This is a genomic window from Stappia sp. 28M-7 (genome assembly GCF_014252955.1).
GTDB lineage: Bacteria > Pseudomonadota > Alphaproteobacteria > Rhizobiales > Stappiaceae > Stappia.
The window spans coordinates 868,980-890,825 of record NZ_JACMIA010000001.1; the positions used below are offsets into that span (position 1 = coordinate 868,980).

Annotated in this window: 20 protein-coding genes; 9 read left to right on the forward strand and 11 right to left on the reverse strand. The window is 67.6% G+C overall.

The window, feature by feature from the left end; translation table 11 throughout:
* Positions 1-33: 33 nt before the first annotated feature.
* Genes H7H34_RS03940 through H7H34_RS03950 form a run of 3 tightly spaced genes read left to right on the forward strand, consistent with a single transcriptional unit; the run spans position 34 to position 3,027 of the window.
* Positions 34-1,053, forward strand: a complete 1,020-nt coding sequence (locus tag H7H34_RS03940; protein WP_185924317.1) for an efflux RND transporter periplasmic adaptor subunit — start codon at positions 34-36, stop codon at positions 1,051-1,053.
* A gap of 4 nt (positions 1,054-1,057) precedes the next feature.
* Positions 1,058-2,296 (forward strand): ABC transporter permease, encoded by a 1,239-nt coding sequence (locus tag H7H34_RS03945; RefSeq protein WP_185924318.1) that lies wholly within the window; start codon positions 1,058-1,060, stop codon positions 2,294-2,296.
* A 41-nt stretch (positions 2,297-2,337) separates the two neighbouring features.
* Positions 2,338-3,027, forward strand: a complete 690-nt coding sequence (locus tag H7H34_RS03950; RefSeq protein WP_185926430.1) for an ABC transporter ATP-binding protein — start codon at positions 2,338-2,340, stop codon at positions 3,025-3,027.
* Between the two features lie 8 nt (positions 3,028-3,035).
* Here H7H34_RS03950 and H7H34_RS03955 read toward each other — a convergent pair whose 3' ends face one another.
* A complete protein-coding gene (locus H7H34_RS03955) occupies positions 3,036-3,233 on the reverse strand; it encodes a heavy-metal-associated domain-containing protein (protein ID WP_120268635.1) in 198 nt (65 codons plus the stop codon).
* A gap of 243 nt (positions 3,234-3,476) precedes the next feature.
* Here H7H34_RS03955 and H7H34_RS03960 point away from each other — a divergent pair, with 243 nt between their 5' ends.
* Positions 3,477-4,964, forward strand: coding sequence for an EAL domain-containing protein (locus H7H34_RS03960; RefSeq protein ID WP_185924319.1), 1,488 nt, complete (start codon positions 3,477-3,479; stop codon positions 4,962-4,964).
* 108 nt (positions 4,965-5,072) lie between these two features.
* On the opposite strand, the gene H7H34_RS03965 is transcribed toward H7H34_RS03960, so the two are convergent.
* The 7 genes from H7H34_RS03965 to H7H34_RS03995 all read right to left on the reverse strand — a co-directional run bounded on the left by H7H34_RS03965 (position 5,073) and on the right by H7H34_RS03995 (position 12,214).
* Positions 5,073-6,452, reverse strand: a complete 1,380-nt coding sequence (locus tag H7H34_RS03965; protein WP_245164968.1) for a M16 family metallopeptidase — start codon at positions 6,450-6,452, stop codon at positions 5,073-5,075.
* The gene (locus H7H34_RS03970; protein ID WP_245164970.1) at positions 6,449-7,972 is read right to left on the reverse strand and encodes a M16 family metallopeptidase; all 1,524 of its coding nucleotides are present in this window, start codon (positions 7,970-7,972) and stop codon (positions 6,449-6,451) included. Before H7H34_RS03970 ends, H7H34_RS03965 begins: the two co-directional genes overlap by 4 nt.
* Positions 7,973-8,197: 225 nt before the next feature.
* Positions 8,198-8,917: a hypothetical protein gene (locus H7H34_RS03975; protein WP_185924320.1), complete on the reverse strand. Its 720-nt coding sequence runs from the start codon at positions 8,915-8,917 to the stop codon at positions 8,198-8,200.
* A gap of 187 nt (positions 8,918-9,104) precedes the next feature.
* Entirely contained in the window at positions 9,105-9,620 is a 516-nt protein-coding gene (gene lspA / locus H7H34_RS03980) for a signal peptidase II (protein WP_185924321.1), read from the reverse strand.
* 16 nt (positions 9,621-9,636) lie between these two features.
* A complete protein-coding gene (locus H7H34_RS03985) occupies positions 9,637-10,590 on the reverse strand; it encodes a DMT family transporter (RefSeq protein WP_199681151.1) in 954 nt (317 codons plus the stop codon).
* Complete coding sequence (locus tag H7H34_RS03990; protein ID WP_185924322.1) at positions 10,587-11,588, reverse strand: bifunctional riboflavin kinase/FAD synthetase; 1,002 nt, start codon at positions 11,586-11,588, stop codon at positions 10,587-10,589. The genes H7H34_RS03985 and H7H34_RS03990 overlap by 4 nt, the downstream gene beginning before the upstream one ends.
* A 170-nt stretch (positions 11,589-11,758) precedes the next feature.
* The gene (locus H7H34_RS03995; RefSeq protein WP_120268640.1) at positions 11,759-12,214 is read right to left on the reverse strand and encodes a MaoC family dehydratase; all 456 of its coding nucleotides are present in this window, start codon (positions 12,212-12,214) and stop codon (positions 11,759-11,761) included.
* 241 nt (positions 12,215-12,455) lie between these two features.
* Here H7H34_RS03995 and H7H34_RS04000 point away from each other — a divergent pair, with 241 nt between their 5' ends.
* Together H7H34_RS04000 and H7H34_RS04005 are read left to right on the forward strand one after the other, a co-directional pair.
* On the forward strand, positions 12,456-12,839 hold the full coding sequence (locus tag H7H34_RS04000) for a response regulator (RefSeq protein ID WP_067220588.1): 384 nt from the start codon (positions 12,456-12,458) through the stop codon (positions 12,837-12,839).
* A gap of 138 nt (positions 12,840-12,977) precedes the next feature.
* Positions 12,978-13,652 carry a protein phosphatase CheZ gene (locus H7H34_RS04005; RefSeq protein WP_208996687.1) on the forward strand — a complete coding sequence of 225 codons (675 nt, stop codon included), beginning with the start codon at positions 12,978-12,980 and terminating at the stop codon, positions 13,650-13,652.
* Positions 13,653-13,861: 209 nt separating this feature from the next.
* On the opposite strand, the gene H7H34_RS04010 is transcribed toward H7H34_RS04005, so the two are convergent.
* The 3 genes from H7H34_RS04010 to H7H34_RS04020 all read right to left on the reverse strand — a co-directional run bounded on the left by H7H34_RS04010 (position 13,862) and on the right by H7H34_RS04020 (position 17,111).
* Positions 13,862-14,986: a peptidoglycan-binding domain-containing protein gene (locus H7H34_RS04010; protein WP_185924323.1), complete on the reverse strand. Its 1,125-nt coding sequence runs from the start codon at positions 14,984-14,986 to the stop codon at positions 13,862-13,864.
* A complete protein-coding gene (locus H7H34_RS04015) occupies positions 14,970-16,070 on the reverse strand; it encodes a hypothetical protein (RefSeq protein ID WP_185924324.1) in 1,101 nt (366 codons plus the stop codon). The genes H7H34_RS04010 and H7H34_RS04015 overlap by 17 nt, the downstream gene beginning before the upstream one ends.
* A 168-nt stretch (positions 16,071-16,238) precedes the next feature.
* Positions 16,239-17,111: a TIGR01459 family HAD-type hydrolase gene (locus H7H34_RS04020; protein ID WP_120268644.1), complete on the reverse strand. Its 873-nt coding sequence runs from the start codon at positions 17,109-17,111 to the stop codon at positions 16,239-16,241.
* 294 nt (positions 17,112-17,405) lie between these two features.
* Here H7H34_RS04020 and H7H34_RS04025 point away from each other — a divergent pair, with 294 nt between their 5' ends.
* The 3 genes from H7H34_RS04025 (at position 17,406) to H7H34_RS04035 (ending at position 21,844) form a co-directional block, all read left to right on the forward strand.
* Positions 17,406-19,352, forward strand: a complete 1,947-nt coding sequence (locus tag H7H34_RS04025) for a methyl-accepting chemotaxis protein (RefSeq protein ID WP_185924325.1) — start codon at positions 17,406-17,408, stop codon at positions 19,350-19,352.
* A 157-nt stretch (positions 19,353-19,509) separates the two neighbouring features.
* Complete coding sequence (gene mutL / locus H7H34_RS04030) at positions 19,510-21,402, forward strand: DNA mismatch repair endonuclease MutL (protein ID WP_185924326.1); 1,893 nt, start codon at positions 19,510-19,512, stop codon at positions 21,400-21,402.
* A 133-nt stretch (positions 21,403-21,535) separates the two neighbouring features.
* Positions 21,536-21,844, forward strand: coding sequence for a hypothetical protein (locus H7H34_RS04035; RefSeq protein ID WP_185924327.1), 309 nt, complete (start codon positions 21,536-21,538; stop codon positions 21,842-21,844).
* Positions 21,845-21,846 lie beyond the last annotated feature (2 nt).

Here is a 21,846-nt window from a genome sequence, read left to right on the forward strand (position 1 = left end):
GCCGACCGCACGAGGCCGGCAAGGGCGAGCCGCATGAAACGTATTGTGATCCTGCTTGTTGTCCTGGCGGCCGGCGCGGCCGCCTGGGGCGCCTTTATGTGGTGGCGCGACAGGCCCGTGCCGGTCGCCGTGGTGACGCCGCATACGGGCCGTGCGGCCGACGTGGTCTATGCCACGGGCGTTGTCGAGCCGGTTCGCTGGGCCAAGGTCACCAGCGTTCTGCGCGAGCGCATCGTCGAGTTGTGCAGCTGCGAGGGCGAGACCGTGGAGGCGGGGCAGGTGATCGGCCGGCTGGATTCCACCGCCGCCCGCGCGACGCTTGCCGAGTTGGAGGCCCGTGCCCGTCTGTCGGAACAGGAGCTGGAGCGCGCCGCCGGGCTGCTGGAGCGGCGCGTTGTCTCGCAGCAGGCCTTCGAGAAGGCCGAGAACGATCATTCCCGCAATGTCGCCCTGGTTGCCGCGCAGGCCGCAAGGCTCGGCGACTATGAGCTGCGCGCGCCCATGGACGGCCAGGTGCTGCGCCGCGACGGCGAGGTCGGCGAGGTCGCAGAACCGGGAGCGGTTCTCTTCTGGGTCGGCCAGGAGCGCCCGTTGCAGATCGTTGCCGACGTCAACGAGGAGGACATTCCGCTGGTGCGCCGCGGCCAGAAGGCGGTGGTGCGCGCCGATGCGTTTCCCGACAGCAGTTTCGAGGCGGAGGTCGAGCGGATCACGCCCAAGGGCGATCCGGTGCTGAAGACCTACCGGGTCTATCTGGCCTTCCCGCAGGCGACCCCGCTGATGATCGGCATGACCAGCGACGTCAACATCGTCGTGCGCGAGGTCGAGAACGCCATGCTGATCCCGCTGGCCGCCCTCGACGGGGAGCGGGTGCTGGTGCTGGAGGACGACGGCCGTCTGGCAGAGCGCCGGATCTCCGTCGGCATTCGCGGCATCGAGGACGTGCAGGTGCTGGAGGGACTGGACGCCGGCGAGCGCGTCGTCTCGCCCTGGGCGGAAGGGCTCGCCGCCGGCATGGCGGCAACACCGGCAGCCGCTGCAAGCGGAGATTGAGGCCGTGCCGCTCATCCTCTCCATCGCCCTGACCCATGTGAGGGGGCGCCTGCGCCAGAGCGTCGTCTCGGTGCTCGGCGTGATGCTGGGCGTCGGCTTTTCCATCGCCATGGCGGCCCTGATGCAGGGCTCGCAGGAAGACTTCATCGCCACGCTCGTCGACGCCATGCCGCATGTGGAGGTCAGCGACGAGACCCGCGATCCTGCCCCGCCGCCGGCCGCCCGCTTCTATGGCGCGGTGAACGTGATCGGCGCGCGGCCCGACGACGACACCCGGGGGCTGCGCAATCCGGCGCGGCTGCGGGCGATGCTCGACAGCTGGCTGCCGGGCCGGATGACGATGACGCTGGCCGGCCAGGCGGTGCTGCGCTACGGCGGGCGCGACGTCGCGGTGTCGCTGACGGGGGTAGAGCCGACCAGCTATCTGAAGGTCTCGACCATCGGCGAGGACATGCGTGGGGGCTCCTTCGAGGAGCTTGCCGCCAATCTCAACGGCATCGTCGTGGGCGACGGGGTGGCCGAAAAGCTCAGTGCCGGGCTCGGCGACACGATTGCCGCCTCCACCTCTTCCGGCGGGGTGCGGCGGCTAAAGATCGTCGGCCTCTACCACACCGGCGTCACCCAGGCGGACGATGCCACCGCCTATGCGATGCTGAAGACCGCGCAGGTGCTCTTCGCCCGGCCCGAGGTCGTCAACCGCATCGCGATAAAGCTGGACGACGTCAACGCGGCGCGCGCCGTCGCCGCCCGCATCGAGCGCATGACCGGCTACCGTGCTACCTCCTGGCAGGAGGCGAACGAGAGCCTGATGGAGGTGCTCGTGGTGCGCAACGTCATCATGTACACGGTGGTCGGGGCGATCCTGCTGGTCGCCGGCTTCGGTATCTTCACGATCGTCTCGACCATCGTCCACGAAAAGGCCCGCGACATCGCCATCCTGAAGTCGCTCGGCTTCGGACAGGGCGACATCCGCCGCATCTTCCTGATCGAGGGGCTGGTGATCGGCGCTGCCGGCTCGCTGCTCGGCTCCGTGCTCGGCTATCTGATCACGCTGGGGCTGGATTCGGTCGCGTTCGAGGTGCGGACGAATGTCGAGATGACCTCGCTGCCGCTGACCTACAGCCCGCTGCACTATCTGATCGCAAGCGGGTTCGCGCTGCTTTCGGCCGGCATCGCCGGCTACCTGCCGGCGCGGCGCGCGGCAAAGCTCAATCCGGTCGAGATCATCCGGGGGGCATCATGAGCGCGGGGGAGGTAAGGCGCGACCCGGCGGCGGGCGCTGCTATGGTGCCCGCGAGCGCCCCGCTCATCGAGGCGCGCAAGTTGACGCGGGTGCTTCCAGGGGCGGTGCCGGTGACGCTGGTCCGCGACATCGACCTGACGATCGGGGAGGGCGAGTTCGTGGCGATCACCGGCCCGTCTGGGTCCGGCAAGTCGTCGCTTCTCTACCTCCTGGGGCTGCTCGATTTCCCGACGACGGGCGAGGTCCTGATCGGGGGCGAGCCGACGCATCTTCTTTCGGAGCGCCGGCGCGCGGCGATCCGCCTGTCGACGCTGGGCTTCGTGTTCCAGTTCCACTTTCTGCTGCCGGAATTCACCGTCACCGACAACGTGATGATCCCCATGCGCAAGCTTGGCCGGCTTCCCGCGCGCCAGATGCGCGAGCGGGCACGCGGCCTGCTGGCCGATCTCGGTCTCGGCGATCACCTGGACAAGCGCCCGGACCAGCTGTCGGGTGGCCAGCGGCAAAGGGTGGCGGTGGCGCGGGCGCTCGCCAACGAGCCGCCCGCGATCCTGGCCGACGAACCGACCGGCAGCCTCGACAGCCGGTCGTCTGAACAGGTGTTCGAGATCCTGCGCGGCCTTGTCGACGATCACCGCAAGACGGTGATCGCCGTGACCCATGATCTCGACATGGCGGCGCGCATGGATCGCCGCCTGCATCTGGTCGACGGTATGCTCGCCGATCCGTAGCGGCGATGTCAGCCGGCGACGACGTCGTAGCCGGCTGCCTCGATCGTCTCCACGACCTTCTCGCGCGGCAACTGCGTCTCGATGCGCGCGGTGCCGCTGGCAAGGTCGATCTCGGCGCTGGACGCAGGGTCTGCGGCCGTCAGCGCCTTCTTCACCGAGGAGACGCAGCCGTTGCAGGTCATGCCGTCGATCTTCACTTCGATCATGGTCGTTCTCTTTCCTGGTTGCCGCCGATGGCGGGCGTGAGTGCCATTCGCAGAGAGAATGCGGCTTCCAGCAAGGGGAAGGTCAAGAGGCGGTTTGCCGGCGGAAGTGGCGGCAGTCACGGCGCTTTCCCGCCTCCATTGGGGGCTTGGGGGCTGGAGACTCGGAAGAATCGTCGTATTCAATAGCTATTCGAGGTAGGTTTGATTCGGCTTCGGCGGAAGCATGGACTTGGCCGGACGAGCATGGCACGCGCGACAAGCATCTTCATTTTCCTCTGCATGGGGGTGATCGCGGCATCTGTTGCTGCGATCATGATGTTCCAGTTCGCCCGCCCCGTGGGCGAGGCGATGACGCTCGGCCTGACTCTGCTGTGCACCATGATCGTCGTGCATCTGGTCTTCGCCCGCCAGCGCGACCGCGGCGACATCGCCGAGAAGGTCGCCGCGCTCGAGGAGCGCGTGCTCGAGGTCGACGAGGACGTCAGCAATATCGAGGGCCGGCTGTCCGGCATGGAGACCAACCTGCCGCGCCGCACCCGCGAGGAGATCGACCCGCTCTTCGCCGAGGTGGAGGTGCTGGGCAGTCTCATCAAGCAGATGGCCGAGGCCATGGCCGGCATGGAAGACCGCATCGACGAGCAGGATGCGCGCCAGATCGCGCCGCCCCCGCCGCAAGAGCGCTTCGCTGCCTATGAGGAGCCGCGCGCTCTCGGCTACAGCCAGCCTTCGGCACCCCAGCAGCCGCATCCGGCACAGCAGGGCGCAGGCTATGCTCCCCAGGCCCAGATGGCACAGGGCTATGGCCAGCAGCCTTATGGCGGCGACGCTCCGGCTGTGCGTGGTCCGGCGCCCGGCGACGGGCCGCTCGGCGGCCGCACCCAGGAGGCCGCCAATGCGTCCCGCTCCCCGGCCATGGCCCGGGCACGGGAGGACGCAAGGCCTGATCCCGAGCTGCGCCGGGTCATCCAGGACGCGCTCGACAACAACCGGGTCGATCTGTTCCTGCAGCCCATCGTGACCCTGCCGCAGCGCCAGGTCCGCGACTACGAGGCCCTGACCCGCATTCGCGACGCGCAGAACAATTATCTCGAACCGGTCGACTTCATCGCCGAGGCGACGCGTGCGCGCATGATGCCGGCCATCGACAACCTGATGCTGTTCCGCGCCATCCAGGTGCTGCGCCGGCTGTCGAGCCGGAACCGGCGCTCGGGCCTCTTCGTCAATCTGTCGATCCAGACGCTGGTGGACGAGCGCTTCTTCCCGGGCTTTCTGGATTTCCTGCGCGCCAACGAGGGCTTCTCAGGCCTGTTGACCTTCGAGTTCACCCAGAGCGACGTCAATGAGATGGGCGCGCTGGAGCTGGAGAGCCTCGCCGCCCTGCACGAGCTCGGCTATCGCTTCTCGATGGACCGGGTGCGCGACCTGAAGATGGACTTCAAGGTCCTGTCGGATCGCGGCTTCCGCTACATGAAGCTGCATGCCAGCCGCCTCATCGGCAACGAGCACATGCCGGCCAGCCATATCCATCCGGCCGATCTCGGCGATCTTCTGCGTCGCTATGCGATGGAGTTGATCGTCGATCACGTCGAGACCGAGGCGCAGGTGCTCGAGGTCCTCGACTACGACGCCCGCATCGGCCAGGGCTACCTGTTCTCGCCGCCGCGCCCCGTGCGCCCGGAAGTGCTGCAGGCGCGCCCGCCGCAGCGCAACCTTCGCCGCGCCGCCGAATAGGCTTTCTCTCTCTTCGAGGTCTCAACGAAAAGGCCCCGCCGGATGGGATCCGGCGGGGCCTTTTGGCAATTTTTCTTTGGGAAGGAGAGGGCGGAGACCTGACCGGCCTCAGCTCTTCTCCGGTCCCACGGTGACGACCAAGGGGTCGACCCCCTTGAGCAGGCGTGCGGCGACGGCGCGCACCTGCTCCAGCGTCACCGCCTCGATCATGGCGTTGCGATTGTCGATATAGTCACGGCCGAGGCCCTCGACCTGCAGGCCCAGCAACTGGTCGGCGATCTTGTCCGACGTGTCGAAGCGCAGCGCGTAGGAGCCGGTGAGATAGGCTTTGGCCTTGGCCAGTTCCTCGTCGCTCGGCCCCTTGTCGGCCATGCGCGCCATCTGCGCGCGGATCACCTCGATGGACTCGTCGGAACGGTCGGAACGCGTACCGGTGACCGCCATCCACATGCCCGAGTGCTGGTAGGGCACCAGGTAGGAGCCGACGGAATAGGCAAGGCCGCGCTTCTCGCGCACTTCCTCGAACAGCCAGGACGAGAACACGCCGCCACCAAGGATGTGGTTCATCACGAAGGCGGGAATGAAGTCCGGGTCGTCGCGCTTCAGCCCCGGCAGGCCGATGCGAATGGCGGTCTGCGGCACGTCGAGGGCCACATGCTCCATCTTGCCGGTTGCCATGGTGACGTCGGACACGGATGTGAGCGAGCCGGCTTCCGGCAGGGTGCCGAAGACGCTGTCGAGGAGCGGGGCCAGACGCTCGGCGTTGATGGCGCCGACGACGGTGATCTTCAGTCCCTTGCGGGCGAAGATATTGCCATGCAGCTGCTTAAGGTCCTGCGGCGAGAGGGCTGCGACCGTCTCCTCGGTGCCGCGCGAAGGGCGTCCGTAGGTGTGCTCGGGATAGGCGAGCTCGGTCCAGCGACGGCCGGCGATGGCATCCGGATCCTTCGCCTCGCTGCGCAGCCCGGCGATGATCTGCCGCTTCATCCGCGCAACCGGCTCCTCGTCGAAGCGCGGCGAGGTGACAGCCAGGCGCAGCAGCTCGAACGCGTCGTCGACATTCGGCGTTAGCGTGCGCATCGATCCGTAGAAATTGTCGCGCCCGGCATCGAAGCCGATATGCACGGACAGGTCCTCCAGGCGGGTCTGGAAGGCCTGTGAATCGAGGTCGCCGGCACCCTCGTCGAGGGTCGTCGAGAGCAGGTTCGCAAGGCCTTCCTGCCCTTTCGGGTCCTGCGAGGCGCCGCCTTCGAAGGCGAACTTGATGGCGACGATCGGTACCGTGTTGTCTTCCACCAGCCAGGCGTTCAGCCCGCCGGGCGTGGTGATCTCCTGAATCTCCATGGCGGCGAGCGGGCGCGGGGTGGCGGCAACGGCGGAAACGACGAGGGCGAAGGCAAGAAGCCCGCGGCCCAGGGCGGTGAGCAGGGTCATCGGTGAGGTGGTCCCGTGCGAGGAAGCGGACGTGGCGGGGCGGCGGCGGCTCATTGCTGCACCTCCTGCGCGGCTGCCGGCTCCTGCGGTGCGGCATCGGCCGGGGCGGCCACTGCCTGCTCGGGCCCGCGCAGATAGGCGGTCACGGGCAGGGAGGCGAGGTGTGCGGCAGCTGCCGCCTTGACGTCGTCCGCGGTGACCGACGAGATGGTCGACGGCCAGTTGCGGATTTCCTCGATGGTGCCGCCGGTGGTCAGGGAAGCGCCGAAGATCCGGGCCAGCGTCGACTGGCTGTCCTGGGCATAGAGCGCGGAGGACAGGAGGCTTTTCTTCGCCCGTTCCAGCTCCTCGGCGGTGATGCCCTCGCGTGCCACCTGCTTCAGCACGTCGAGCGAGGCTGCACCCAGATCCTGCAGGCCGGTGCCGTCCGCCGGCACCGCGTAGATCATGAAAGTGCTGTCGTCGAGCGCGCCGGAATTGTACCAGCTGCCCGCCGAGGAGGCGACGCCCTTGTCGATCACCAGCTCCCGGTAAAGGCGGCTGGTGCTGCCGCCGCCGAGCACTTCGGACAGGACCTGGAGCGCGGCGGCCTCGTTGCCGTCGGCGGTGTTGTAGCTGGGCACGACCCAGGCCTTGCGCATGTTCGGCTGGTTCACGCGCGGGTCGGAATAGGTGACCTCGCGCGTTCCGGGCAGCACTTGCGCCTTGGCCCGCTCGCGCGCGCCCGGCTCGGCGCGACGCGGCACCTTGCCGTAGGTCTCCGCGGCCAGCTTGCGCACTTCGTCGGCGGTCACATCGCCGGCAACGACCAGGATGGCGTTGTTCGGCGTGTAGAAACGGTCGTAGAAGGCGATGGCGTCCTGGCGGTCGAGGGCGGAAATCTCGTCCGGCCAGCCGATCACCGGCGTCCCGTAGGGATGGTTGACGAACAGCATGCTGTCCAGCGTCTCGCTGAGCATCGAGCCGGGATCGCTGTCGACGCGCTGGCGGCGCTCCTCCAGCACGACGTCGCGCTCCGGCAAAACCACCTCGTCGCTGAGCATGAGGTTCTGCATGCGGTCGGCTTCCATCTCCATCATCTCGCCGAGATGCTCGCGCGCCACGCGCTGGAAATAGGCGGTGTAGTCCTGCGAGGTGAAGGCGTTTTCCTGTCCGCCGATCGCTGCGATGCGCTGGGAGAACGTGTTGCCCGGATAGGCCTTGGTTCCCTTGAACATCAGATGCTCGAGGAAATGGGCGATGCCCGACATGCCTTCCGGCTCATCGGCTGCGCCCACCTTGTACCAGACCATGTGGGTGACCACCGGCGCGCGGCGGTCGGGAATGACCACGACTTCCAGCCCGTTGTCGAGGGTGAAGGCGCTCATGTCGCCGCCGATCCGGATGTCGGCGAAGGCGGCGGCATCGGCGGCCTGCGTGGCCTCGGCCCGGGCGCTGCCACCGGCAGGCGGGCTGACAGCGAGGACGGCGGCGATGGCAAGCGTACCCGCGCACAGCGAGACGCCGCGCAGCAGGCGACGGGCCAGCGGGGTGTCTTGCAGGATCTGGCGGGTTTGTCCTGAGAGAGGCGACAAGGTTCGATCTCCGGAAATGTTTGTCCCTGCCGATGACTTATAGGCAGGCTGACCGCAAAGGACCCGTGAACTTTTCGTAAGGTCCGCTGCAGGTGATGGCGCGTGAGATAGCGCATGTGCGTGCGGCGACAACAAGGCCGCGCCGCGACGCGCGCGCAGCAAAAACAAAAAGGCCGGAGCGGGGCTCCGGCCTTGGAAAAACGTGTCGCCGTCGCGACCGGCTGATCAGCGCAGGGTACGCGCCGACTGGCCGCTCATCAGGCGCTCCATGTCGGTGACTTTCGGCTGGTCGTCGACCTTGCCAACTTCCGGCAGCGGCGCGCCTGCGGCCGGGGTCGAATAGGCGACCGGCGGCTCGATCAGGTAGCGGCGCACCGGATTTCCGTTCTCGTCGAGAACGGCTGTCTCCTTGCGGGCGACGCCGACGCGCTGGTTCAGCTCGTTCGGCTTCATGCGCGCGTCCTCCAGCCGGTTCTCCAGCTGGATTTCCTGCTGGATATTGCGGTTCTGGCTGCCGGTGGCGAGCTCTTTGATGCCGCGCGACTGGTAGATGTCGCTGCGGCCGCGCTCGTCGATGTCGCGGGTCTCGCGATAGGCCTGCTGGATGCGCTGGAGATCGGTCTCGCCCTGCTCGGGCCAGTTGGCGACCTCCTTCTTCTCCTCCGGCTGCGGCAGCTCGGTCATCTTGGTCGGCATGGCCAGCGGCGCGCGGGGAGCGTATTCGATCTTCTGCTCGGAACGGGCATCGACGGCGCCGAGGCCCTCCATGAGCTTGCGGACCATCGCGACGTCCGGCGCCTCGTCGTTGCTCGAGCCGTCGTTGAACCCGTCGGCGCCGTGCTGGCAACCGGCGAGCACGAGCGCAGCGGCGCTGGCGAGCAGCAGGGCACGGCCGCGCCGGCCGGCATGACGAAGGGTGGTTGCGGTCCAGGGTCGACGCGACACGTCAGCTATCCTTCAAGGCTCTTGCGCGGAAAACCCGCGGCCCGGGGGCGAAAACGCCTCTCCGGCAGTTCGGACCCGGACTGTCCGGGTGGGACTGGCCGGGTCGGGCGGTCTTGCCGGTGCGGTCGTCCTTGGGACAACCTGCGTCGGCTTGGGTCCGGGCACGCCGGCGCATCAGATGCTGCGGCTACTCAGACGAGGTTTTTGCGGCATCATTAGGGCCGCCAGCGAAACTGTCATACAGCAGAGCCGCCACCCCGGCAACGATCCAGACATCGGCGAGGTTGAAGACGTACCAGGAGAAGTCGCCGACATGGAAATGGAAGAAGTCGGCAACCGCGCCATAGGCGATCCGGTCGATGCCGTTTCCGAGCGCTCCGGCGATGACCAGCGCAAAGCCCGCGGCCTGCAGCCGGCGCGTCGCCTGGGCGCCCCAGATCCAGAACAGGACGGTGATCACCACGGTCAATCCGACCAGCAGCCAGCGGCCGAAGCCTTCCTCCTGCTGCAGCAGGCCGTAGGAAATGCCGTAGTTCCACACCATAACCAGATCGAAGAACGGGGTGAGGGCGACACGGCCGCGCGCGGCAATGTCGAAGCCGAAGAGCATCCACAGCTTGAAACCCTGGTCGATCGCCATGCCGAGCGCGGCAACGGTCAGGATCAGGGCGCTGGAGGGCCCCCACAGGCGGCGTTTGATCATCTGGTTCTCGTCTCGCTCAGTCGGGCGGGCCGGTGCGGTTGATGAGGGCGGCCAGTTCCTCCTGGCTGCGGCGGTTCTCGCGATGGGCGATATAGATGCCGCTGCCGACGATCAGGGCAATGCCGATCCAGGTCGGTCCATCGGGAAAATCCCCGAAGACCAGATAGCCGAACACGGTCGCGCTGACGATCTCAAGATAATTGAACGGTGCCAGCACGGAGGCGGGAGCGGCCGCGAAGGCCTTCACGATCAGCCCGTGCGCGAAGAAGGACAGCGCGCCGACGAGGGCCAGAAGCCCCCAGCCGGGCAGGTCGGGCATCACCGCCGCGGCCGGCTCGTAACCGGCGATATTGGCGGAAACGAACAGCACGCCGAGCAGCATCACGCCGCCAAGGCCCGCAGTGAACTGCACGCACAGCATGCCGCCTTCGCCCGACAGCTTGCGGGTGATCAGCAGGTAGAGCGCGAAGAGAAGGGCGGCACACAGGGGCAGCAACGCGGTCAGACCGAAGGTTGCAAAGCCCGGGCGCATGATGATGGCGACACCGGCAAGGCCGACCAGCACGGCGGCCCAGCGGCGCGGGCCGACCTGTTCCTTGAGCACCAGCGCCGACAGGACGGTGAGGATCATCGGCTCGACGAAGAAGATGGCGATGGCGTCGGTCACCGGCATTGTCGCCACGGCGGTGAAGAAGCAGACCGTGGCCCCCGACAGGAAGAAGCCGCGCAAAAGGTGCGGCCACAGGCGGGGCGCGCGCAGCACCGACAGGCCGGGGCCGATGGCCGCGGTCAGCAGCGCGAACACCATCTGGAAGCCGAAGCGGGCCAGCGCGATCTGCAGCGGCGGCTGGGTCGTCGTCAGGTATTTGGCCGTGACGTCCATCATCGGCACGAGCAGCATGGCAACGCTCATCAGGGCGATGCCGCGCATGACCTCGGCGGCAGGCACGCTGCCCGCGCTGTCGCTCATCTGGGCGGGCCGTTCACGGCAAGGTCGATGGCGCCGAGCGGGGCAAGGCTCGCCAGCACGGCGCGCGCCTCGGCGCTGTCCTGGTCCATCTGTGCGATCAGCGCCTCGATGCTGTCGAACCGCTCTTCCGCGCGCAGCCGGGCGGCCAGCATGACCTGGAGCTTTTGCCCGTAAAGATCGCCGGAAAAGTCGAAGAGGAAGACCTCAAGCAGCGGCGCGCCATTGTCGAAGGTCGGCCGCCGGCCGAAGCTGGCGACGCCGTCGATCCATTCTCCGCCATTGGCGCGGGCCCGCACCGCATAGATGCCGTGGGCCAGCTCGGTCTCGGCCGGCAGCGCCAGGTTGGCGGTCGGGTAGCCGAGGCCGCGGCCGCGCTTCTCGCCGTGGCGCACCTCCGCCTCAACCGACCAGCGATAGCCGAGCAGCGCATTGGCCAGCACAATGTCGCCGGCGGAAAGAGCTGCGCGCACCCGGCTGGAGGAGACGGCCTCGCCCGCTTCGTCCGTTGCCGCCGTGACGATGGTGACGCCGAAACCGTCGGAGCGGCCGGCAGCACGCAGGAAGTCCGGCGTGCCGCGCCGGCCCCGGCCGAAATGGAAGTCGTATCCGGTCACCGCGTGGCGGATATGCAGCTTGTCCCGCAGGATCTCGTGGACGAAGGCTTCCGCCTCCAGTCCGGCAAAGGCGCGGGTGAAGGGCAGGCTCACCATGCCGTCGAGCCCGGTCGCTGCCATCACGCGCGCCTTCATCGGCTCCGGCGTCAGGCGAAAGACCGGCTTGTCGGGATTGAACACGGTGCGCGGATGCGGCTCGAAGGTCAGCGCGAAGGCCGGCACCGACTGGGCGCGGGCGATCTCCAGCGCCTCGCCGAGCACGGCCTGGTGACCGCGATGCACGCCGTCGAAATTGCCGATCGCCACCACGCCGTCGGCAAGGGCGGCCGGAAAGTCCGCCAGATCGCTGACGACGGGAAAGGCTTCGGAAACGAGATCTGTCATCGGCGTCGAGGGCTTGCCGGACACGCTGGATGGCGCGCGGCCTGAGGCTGAACGGGCGCGCCGCCCTCAAGGCGGCACGAAACTGCCGGCGGACCCTGCCCATTCGCCCGAAAAAGGTCAAGCGCCGCGAGCGTTCCGCAAGGTCCCGGCACGGTGGTCGGCGCGCCGGTTCAGCCGCGCGGGTCGCCCGCCTCCTGCTCGGCCCGGCTCGGCACCTTGACCACCGCCTCGCCCTCCAGGACCACCGTGTCGCCGACGGCGCAGCGGCAGTCGAGCCGGGCCCGGTTGCCCTTCTCCATCAGCTCGCTGACGGTGACCGTCACGGTCACCTCGTCGCCGATTCGCACCGGAGCGCGGAAATTCAGCGTCTGAGACAGGTAGATCGCCCCCGGCCCGGGCAGCCGTGTTCCCAGCACCGCGGAGATCAGGCTGGCGGTGTACAAGCCATGGGCGATGCGGGTGCGGAACGGCGTGCGCGCGGCGAAGTGCTCCGACAGGTGGATCGGATTTCGGTCGCCGGAAACCTCCGCGAAGCCAATGACATCGGAAGAACTGACAGTCTTCGTCAGGGTCTCGCTGAGTCCCGGTGCGAGATCTTCGTAATAGAGCGTCTGCAACGCCAGCATCGGTCCCCTCCGTCCTTGCTCCCTCGGCAGGAGGGGACGCTAGACGCTCGCGGCGGGCTCGGCAATTAAGCTTTCGTGTCAGATATGGCAGGCCGCATTAACGGAGTTTTCAGGGGAGCCGGGTAGTGTGGCAAGGCGTGGGGAGGCGGGGACACAGCCAAGTGTCTTCCTCCTGGACACTTGAAGAAGCATCAGACGCCCGCTCAAGCGGGTCGGGCAGATTGACAGTATGGAGTAGACAATGGCCCTGGATGTTCAGATGCCGGTCCTCGTGGTGGACGACTACAAGACCATGATCCGCATCATCCGCAACCTGCTCAAGCAGCTCGGCTTCGAAGATATCGATGACGCCGCCGACGGCACCGAAGCGCTGGAGAAGATGAAGCAGCGTCGTTACGGACTGGTGATCTCCGACTGGAACATGGAGCCGATGACCGGCTACGAGCTGCTGAAGCAGGTCCGCGCCGATGCCGGCCTCTGCAAGACGCCGTTCATCATGGTCACGGCCGAATCCAAGACCGAGAACGTCATCGCGGCCAAGAAGGCCGGCGTGAACAACTACATCGTCAAGCCGTTCAACGCACAGACGCTGAAGGGCAAGATCGAGGCGGTCTTCTCCGACTGATCCGGACGGTTCCGGAAAGCAAGACTCTGCAGGGAGACGGCGGCACAGCCGCCTGAGGGCAGGAGAGCTGCGTCCATGTGCCGGGCGCGGATGGATGATGCGCGGCCGGACAAGGCCGCGCCAAAAGGAAAAGAATCCATGGGCGCTATGGAAAAGAAGGATCTCGCGCAGCTCATCGCGTTCCTGGAGCAGAACCGAGACCGTCAGGGCGATGTGACGCTGAACGATGTGATCGACCTTGCCGAGGTCATGACCGGCTCGATGCGCGAGTTTCTCCACTCCGTGCAGCCGACGATCACGGCGGAGCTGACGTCGATCGCGGACGAGATCTCCCGGCTGAAAGTCGAGATCGTCAACCTGCGCCCGAACGACATGAAGAACAACCAGATCCCGGAAGCAGGCCGGGAGTTGGATGCCATCGTCGAATCGACCGAGTCCGCCACCCACACGATCATGGAGGCGGCCGAGACCATCATGGCCGCCGGCGACATGGAACCCGACGCCTACCAGGCGCTGGTCAACGACAAGATGATCGAGATTTTCGAGGCCTGCGCCTTCCAGGACATCACCGGTCAGCGCATCTCCAAGGTCGTCAACGCGTTGAATGCCATCGACAGCCGCGTGTCGGCCTTCGTCGAGCGCTTGCGCATTGCCGAGAGCGATGACGCGCCGCAGGAAGAGACCGAGGAAGAGCGCCGCCGCCGCGACCTGATCCTGCACGGCCCCCAGCATGCGGGCGAGGGCGTGTCGCAGGCCGATGTCGACAGCATGCTGTCGGATGCGCAGGACGAGATCGACCGCCTGTTCGGCTGAGGTCGGACAGGGCGAGAAGAGACACGGCAAAACGGGAGGGGAATACCCGTTCCGCGCGTCCACCAAGAGACGCGAGCCAGCCTGGCCGGCGCCCCCCGCGAGTGGCCAGAAACTGAAAGAAAGGCCGGATCGGTTGATCCGGCCTTTTTTCATGTCCGCCTTTTCACGCAACTCGGCTTTTCATGCCGGACGGCTTTCCGTGCCGCCGGTTACTGCTGCGGCTGCGTGCCGGTCTCGGCTGTTACGACCACGGCTGCCGGCGACGTGGCGGTGGGAGCTGCGGGCGCTGCCGGAGCCGCGTTCATGTAGAAGCGCTGGCCATTGATCTCGACGAACTGGTTGCCGCTTGCGTCCGTCTGGATGATCGGCTGGGCCTGCGAGGGAGCAGACGGGGCTGCCTGCTGGGCGGGCGCCGTCGCCGGCATCGCTGCCTGCTGGGTGGGCACTGCCGCAGGCTCCGGCTGTTGCATCTGGGCCGGGGCTGTTGCCGGGACCGCGCCCTGGCTGCCGGGAGCAGCGAGGGGCGGGAAACCGCCAGCCGGCTGGGTGCCGGCTCCCGAGACCGCACCGTTCACCAGCGGGAACGTTGCCGAACCGGTCGCGGCCGTGCCGGTCTGCTGTGCCGGCGCGGGGAAGGCCGCCTGCTGGCCCTGCTGCGGAAAACCGCCTTGCTGCGGGGCCGGGAAGGCAGCCTGCTGGCCCTGCTGCGGGAAACCGCCCTGTTGCGGAGCCGGGAAGGCCGCCTGCTGTTGCTGTCCCCCCTGCGGGACGGGCTGCTGCATGGGTGGAAAGCCCTGCTGCGCGGGGTAGCCGCCGACCGGCATGCCGTAGGCTGGCTGCTGCTGCTGATAGGCCGGCTGCTGCTGGTAGGCCGGCATCGTGCCCGGCTGCATGTAGGGGGCGGGCTGGGCCGGCGCCGTCGCCATGCTGTTGCCGGGATTGACGCGCGCGAACAGCACGCTGGCCTGCTCGGATGTCAGCTTGCCGTTCGGCACCGCATTGATGCTCATCTGGAACTGGGTCACCGCGGAGCGCGTCTTGCGGCCCGGCGCGCCGTCCACCGGCCCGGCATCGAAGCCCAGGCTGTTGAGCGAGGCCTGCACGTTCATCCAGTATTCGCGCTCGGCCGCGCTTCGGCGCGGGCGCTGCGGCGCCGTGCGGTAGACGCGCCGTTCGCGCGGGCGGTTCATCTGGCTGCCGATGATGGCGCCGGCGGCAAATCCGATGATGCCGGCGGCAACGCCTTCTCCGCCCGCATGGGCCGGCTCGGGCGTTGCGACGGGAATGAGGGCGAGGCTGGCCGCGGCGACGAGGAGACTAGTTTTTCTGAACATTGCTCTGCAGGGCTCCTTGCTTGAGATTGACGAGCCATTGGGCGGTCGACATGTCCTGCTCGGCTGCGAACAGGCTGATCATGCGGTCGAGTTCGGAACTGCTGAGAGCCATCGCCCCGATCATCGAAACACAGCTTTGCGGAAAGACTTCATAGTAAAACGTGCCGAAGCGGCGGCTGCTGGCCTTTTCGGTGCTGCCGATATTGGTGCCGCGAAACTCCCGAACATTGCGCAGCAGGAAGGAAAAATGGTCGAAGGTCGGAGGCATCTGGCCCGCGACGAACATGATGTAGCGGCACAGGAAATCCTGGTTGGCGCTGCGCTCGTGACCGTTCTGCCGCCGGCTGGTCAGGGTCATCGACAGTGCGTCGAGAAAGTTGAAGGGCTGGCTGTCGAGCCGCGCTTCGGGGATCTTGTAGGCGTCGTCGAGGTTGAGTTCGTAATAGGCCTGAAGCCTGGTGAAATGAGACAGCGGGAAGGTCTCGGAGCCGAGCTGCAGCCCGTTCTGGGAAAACCAGTTGAGGTCCTCCATCGAATAGCGGCTGCCGAGATTGGCGATCAGCGCCAGTGCCGGGGAGGCGACCTCCTCGGGCCGTGCGGAAAGGTCGAGGCCGCGCTGCAGGTAGAAGGAGATGACCTGCGGCGAGACGCCCTGCGCCAGCATCGTTGTCGCCAGACCGCACCAGCGTTCGGTGATGCGCGTGTTGTTATTCCAGCACCGCTCGCGCCCGTTCATGTCGACCGGTGCCAGGGCTGAGAGATAGTCGTGCAGGCGCGCCACCTGTTCGACATTGGAGAAGTCGAGCGGGCGCGTGCTCGAGGCGCGGGAGTTGTTGGCAAAGAGCGCCTTGAGGAAGAGGGCGCCCGTGTCGATATCCGCGGCGGTGACCAGCCCGTTCTGCAGGAAGAACTGCGCGTTGGTCAGGTCGTTGTTGATGACATAGGTCTGGAAGGTCTGTAGCGGCGTCGTGCCGTCCTGGGCGGCAGCCGGGCCGGAAAGGCCGAAGCCGCCGGCGGCGACCAGCACCATCCACCGGGTCGCTGCACGTTTGATGAATGGCAGACAGTCTGCAAGAAACCGCATGAAGCCCCCCAGCCTCGCGTCTCGGCAAAATTCTGTAGGGGGCCGGTAAAACCCTTCCCCACCGTCAGCATATCCCGCCGGTTGCGGCATGCAAACAGAAGATGTGCCGGAAATGGCGGTTTTTCGCGATCCGGAAAGGGCGCAGCAGAGGAAGGGCGCGGGTAGGGGCTACCAGCGCAGGTGAGGCACCGCCGCGCGCGCAGTCAGCCCTTCCTCGGCCAGCCGCCGGCGGACCAGCCCCTCGTCGGGGGCCTCGACCGGGCCGAAGTCGGCGCCGTGGATGCCGCCGGTGATGAACAGCACGTCGATCTCGTTGGCGACGGCGCCGCGGATGTCGGTCGGCAGCCCGTCGCCGATGGCGAGGATCTGCTCGCGGGCCACCTGTTCCCCGGCGATCTTCGCAACGCGCGCCATGGCCTCCTCGTAGATCGGCGCGTGCGGCTTGCCGAGAATGGTCACGGTGCCGCCGATATCCTCGTAGAGGCGGGCGATGGCACCCGCGCACCAGACCAGCCGGTTGCCGCGCTCCACCACGATATCCGGGTTGGCGCACAGGAAGGGCAGGCCCCGCGCCGCCAGGCGCTCCAGCAGGGGACGATAGTCTTCCGGCGTCTCGTTCTCGTCGTCGTGGAAGCCGGTGCACACCACCTGCTCGGCCTCGTCCTCGCCGACGAGGCGGATGTCGAGCCCCTCGAACAGGGTAAGGTCGCGGGCCGGGCCGATATGGAACGCCGGCTGCTCGCGGGTGGCGGCCAGCAGGCCGCGCGTCACGTCGCCCGAGGTCACCACATCGTCGAACACGTCGAGCGGCACGCCGAGCCCTTCCAGCTGCTTCAGAACGGAGCTTGTCGGGCGCGGTGCATTGGTGATCAGCACGGCGATCCCGCCGGCATCCCGGCGGAAGCGCGCCAGCGCCTCGCAGGCCTCGGGAAACGCCGCGACACCGTTGTGCAGCACGCCCCAAACATCGCACAGGACGGCACGGTAGGACGGCGCCAGGGCGGAAAGACCGGGAACGAGAAGCGGTGCGGGCTGGGTCATCAGTGTCTCTTTTCGGCAGGCGGAACGGGCGCGGCGCAGGGCGGCGTGCCGGCGGACCATAGGCGATCCCCGGCAAAAAGGACAAGACGCCAGCGCCGCCGGCCCGCCCTGCGTGAGAAAAGTCGCTCTGCCTTGCGTGTTGCCGCGGCGTCAAACGTTTGCGCTTAAGAGATTGTTCAGCATGTGTTGCTCAACCTCAGGTGAAGACTCGGTCACCTATGAATATTCAAATTTGTGCAAATAAAAATTCTTTCCTTCCAGCTCTCCGCCGACCGGTCGCCCAAAGGATCACGCATGAAGACGATACGAGCACGCATGATGCTGGTGACGATTGCACTGGCATTGCTTGGCGCGGTTTCCGCTTTCGCCATCTCGCAATGGGTGGCCGGAACCCTGACGGAGACGGCCTTGCAGCGCGAGGTGGCCGGCGCCAAGCGCCAGTTGCAGGCGCAGATCGAGGCGGAAAGCCGCCAGGCCCTGCTGCTGGCGAAGGTGGTGGCCGGGCAGGCATCGGTGCAGCAGCGCTTCGCCGCCGGCGACCGCGAGGGGCTGGCGGGCGAGTTCGTCCCGGCCTTCAAGGCGCTCAAGGAACAGTTCGGCATCCGGCAGTTCCAGTTCCACCTGCCGCCCGCAACGTCGTTCCTGCGGGTCCACAAGCCGGAAAAGTTCGGCGATGACCTGTCGTCCTTCCGGGCCACGGTGGTGGAGACCAACGGCGGCGTGAAGGACATTTCCGGCCTGGAGAAGGGCGTCGCCGGTATCGGCAACCGCGGCGTCGTGCCCATCGTCGTCGAGGGCCAGCACAAGGGCTCGGTCGAGTTCGGCCTCGAGTTCCACGAAATGTTCGTTGCCGACTTCACCGAAAAGACCGGCTATCCGCTTGCGGTGCTGCGGTTCGGTGCCGAGGGCGGTGATGCGCTGGAGGTGATCGGCAACCGCTTGCCGGCCGACATGGATCCGCTGTCGCTGGCCGCCCGGACCGCCAGCGGCGGCATCGTCTCGGCATCCGGCGATTTCTACGTCGATCAGGTCAATGTCGGCGACTATTCGGGCAATCCCATCGCCGTTGCGGTGATCGCGGTCGACCGTACCGCCTATGTCGGCATCGCGGACATGGCGCGCGCGGCCGGCATCGGCGTCGGCCTGCTGCTCCTGGCGATTGCCGGCGGCGCGGTCGTCTTCGCCGTGCGCTCGATCTGCAATCCGCTGCGCACCGTCAGCAGCCAGATCATGGAGCTGGCGGCGGGCGATACCGCTTTCCAGGTCGTGGGCCGCGACCGCTCGGACGAGATCGGCGACATCGCCCGTGCCATCGAGGTCTGCCGCGACAACCGCATCGAGCAGGAGCGGCTGGAGCGCGAGCAACATGGCGACCGGCAGGCGCGCGATGCGCGCCAGCGGCAGGTCGATGCGTTGATCAAGGGGTTCCAGTCGACCGCACAGGAGGTGCTGGCAGCGGTCGACCACGCAAATGCGAGCCTGGAGACGACCGCCCGCACGCTGGAAACGGTCGCCGCCTCCAGCGCCGAGCAGGCGGATGGGGCGTCCTCGGCCTCGCGCGAGGCGTCCGGCAATGTGCAGTCCGTCGCGGGGGCTGCCGAAGAGCTGTCCTCCTCGATCCGCGAGATCTCCGATCAGGTCGAGCGCACCACGACCGTCGTCACCCGCGCCACCGACAGCACCCGGGCGACCAACCAGAAGGTCGCCGGCCTTGCCGCTTCCGCCGCCAAGATCGGCGAGGTGGTCACCCTGATCCAGGCGATTGCCGAGCAGACGAACCTCCTGGCGCTCAATGCCACCATCGAGGCGGCGCGCGCCGGCGAGGCCGGAAAGGGCTTTGCGGTCGTCGCGGCGGAGGTGAAGCAGCTCGCCGACCAGACCTCGCGCGCGACCGGCGAGATTTCGGGGCAGATCGTGGCGATCCAGGCGGCGACGACCGAGACGGCCAAGGCCATCGCCGAGATCGCCACCACAATGGACGAGGTCAACGACCACACCAGCGCCATTGCCACGGCGGTGGTGCAGCAGGGGGCCGCGACGACGGAGATCAGCTCCAACATCCAGCTCGCCGCGGTGCGCACGCGCTCGGTTGTCGACAGCATCGGCGAGCTCGACACGGCGGTAGAGGAAACGAACCGATCGGCCCAGCAGGTGCTGGGGGCAACCGGCGAGGCGGCGCACCACACTGCGCGTTTCCGCCAGGAGATCGAGCGTTTCCTCAAGGACGTGGTCGCCGCCTGAGGGCGACGAACCGCGACTTGGAAGATGGTGATGAAAGGGGCGCGAGAGCGCCCCTTTCACGTTTTGGGGGAAGCCGCGCGGGCGGCTGGCCCCGCGCGTCCAAACGGGCGATGCTGGCGCCGGGCGAGGGGACGATTCGCAAGGTGAAGGTCCGGGAATGACGATCCGGCAGTTGAGCGACCACGCGATCAATCAGATCGCGGCAGGCGAAGTGATCGAACGGCCGGCCAGTGTGGTCAAGGAGCTGGTCGAGAACGCGCTGGACGCAGGCGCGGCGCGCATCGGCGTGTCGACGGCGGCCGGGGGCAAGACCCTGATCCGCGTCGATGACGACGGCTGCGGTATTCCCGGCGAGCAGCTGGCGCTGGCGGTCGAGCGCCATTGCACGTCCAAGCTCTCCGAGGACGATCTGTTCGACATCCGCAGCCTCGGCTTTCGCGGCGAGGCGCTGCCTTCCATCGGCGCCATCGCGCGCCTTGCCATGACCTCGCGCCACGTGTCCGAGGCCCATGCCTGGACCATCCGGGTCGAGGGGGGGCGCAAGGACGGGCCGGCTCCGGCCAGCCATGCGGGCGGAACCCAGGTCGAGGTGCGCGACCTCTTCTTCGCAACGCCGGCCCGGCTCAAGTTCCTGAAGTCCGACCGGGCGGAAGGGGCCGCGGTCACCGACGTGGTGCGCCGGCTGGCGCTGGCCAATCCGTCGGTGCGCTTCGAGCTGTCGGGCAGCGATCGCCAGACCACGACTTATGCGGCGGCCAGCGGCGAGCGGGCGCTGGAGGCGCGCATCGCCCAGGTAATGGGCACCGATTTCGTCGAGAACGCCCGGCCGGTGGACGCAGTGCGCGAGGGCGTGCGGCTGCATGGGCTTGCCGGCCTGCCGACCTTCCACAAGGCCAATTCGCTCTCGCAGTTCTTCTTCGTCAACGGCCGGCCGGTCCGCGACAAGCTGTTGATGTCGGCCCTGCGCGGGGCCTATGCCGACGTGCTCGCCCGCGACCGGCATCCGGTTTCCGTCCTGTTCATCGAGCTCGATCCCCGACAGGTCGACGTCAACGTCCATCCCGCCAAGGCGGATGTGCGCTTCCGCGACGCGCAGCTCGTGCGCGGGCTGATCGTCGGCGCGCTGCGCCAGGTCTTTGCCGAGGCCGGCCATCTTGCCTCCTCGCATACCGCACAGGCCGCAATGGCGTCCTTCTCGACCGGCTATGCCGCCGGCCCGTCTACCGGCTTGCGTCCCGCCTCGGGCAGTTCTTACGGCTACCAGCGGTCCGCAACATCGCCCGCCCCGGCCTCCTCCGACTGGCGCGCTTCGCCCTTCCGGCCGCTGGACGGCGCGGAGCAGGACGCGCCGCCAGCCCCCGCGAGCGGGTTTGGCGAGGCGGCGCAGGCCGGCTTCGAGACGCTGGACATGCCCTCGGCCGATGCCCGCGCTCACGCCCATGCGAGCGAAGCGACGGAGGAGCGACAGGCCCGCCCGCTCGGTGCGGCCCGGGCGCAGGTTCACGCCACCTACATCATCTCCCAGACCGAGGACGGTCTCGTCATCGTCGACCAGCACGCAGCGCATGAGCGGCTGGTCTACGAGCGGCTGAAGGCCGCGCTGGCGGAGCGCGGTGTCGCCCGGCAGGGCCTCCTGATCCCCGAGATCGTGGAACTGCCGCAGGAGGATGTGGCGCGTCTTGCCGAGCGCGCCGAGGAGCTGGAGGCCGTCGGTCTGGTGCTGGAGCCGTTCGGGCCCGGCGCGGTCGCTGTTCGCGAGACGCCGGCCATGCTCGGCCAGATCGACATTCGTGGCCTCGTTACGGACCTTGCCGACGATCTTGCCGAATGGGACAGCTCCACCCGCGTGCGCGAGCGGCTCGACCATGTCGCCGCGACCATGGCCTGCCACGGGTCGGTGCGCGCCGGCCGCCGCCTGCGGCCGGAGGAAATGGATGCCCTGCTGCGCGAGATGGAGGCAACGCCCAATTCGGGCCAGTGCAACCACGGCCGCCCGACCTGGATTTCGCTGAAGCTCTCGGACATCGAGCGCCTGTTCGGCCGCAAGTAGCCGAGCGGGCAGGGGGCGTCATACGCGCTCCGGCACGCGCCCTTGGTCATTCATCTGTCACGTCCCGCGTGTCATCTGGCTGCCGGTGGGAGTGCGCGTGCCGCGCCCCGTCTCGATGCGGAGCAGATCGCGCATGAAACTGTTCGTCTGGGCGGCGGCCGTGGTGATGATACTGCTCGGTCTTGCGACCGTGTGGACGCCGCTTCCCACGGGCGTGCCGCTCATCGCCGGCGGGCTGATCCTGATTCTCGGCAGCAGCCGCCAGGCAACGCGCTGGCTGCGCGCGCGTCGTCGCCGCCTGTTGCGGCTCGACGAGGCGTTCATCTGGCTCGAGGAAAAGGCCCCGAAGGGTCTGACAGCGGCGCTGAGGCGCACCCGCCCGCGTCGCAAGGCGCCGATTTCCAGTCAGCACCAGCCCCGATGCCCTGAAACGATGCCTTGATG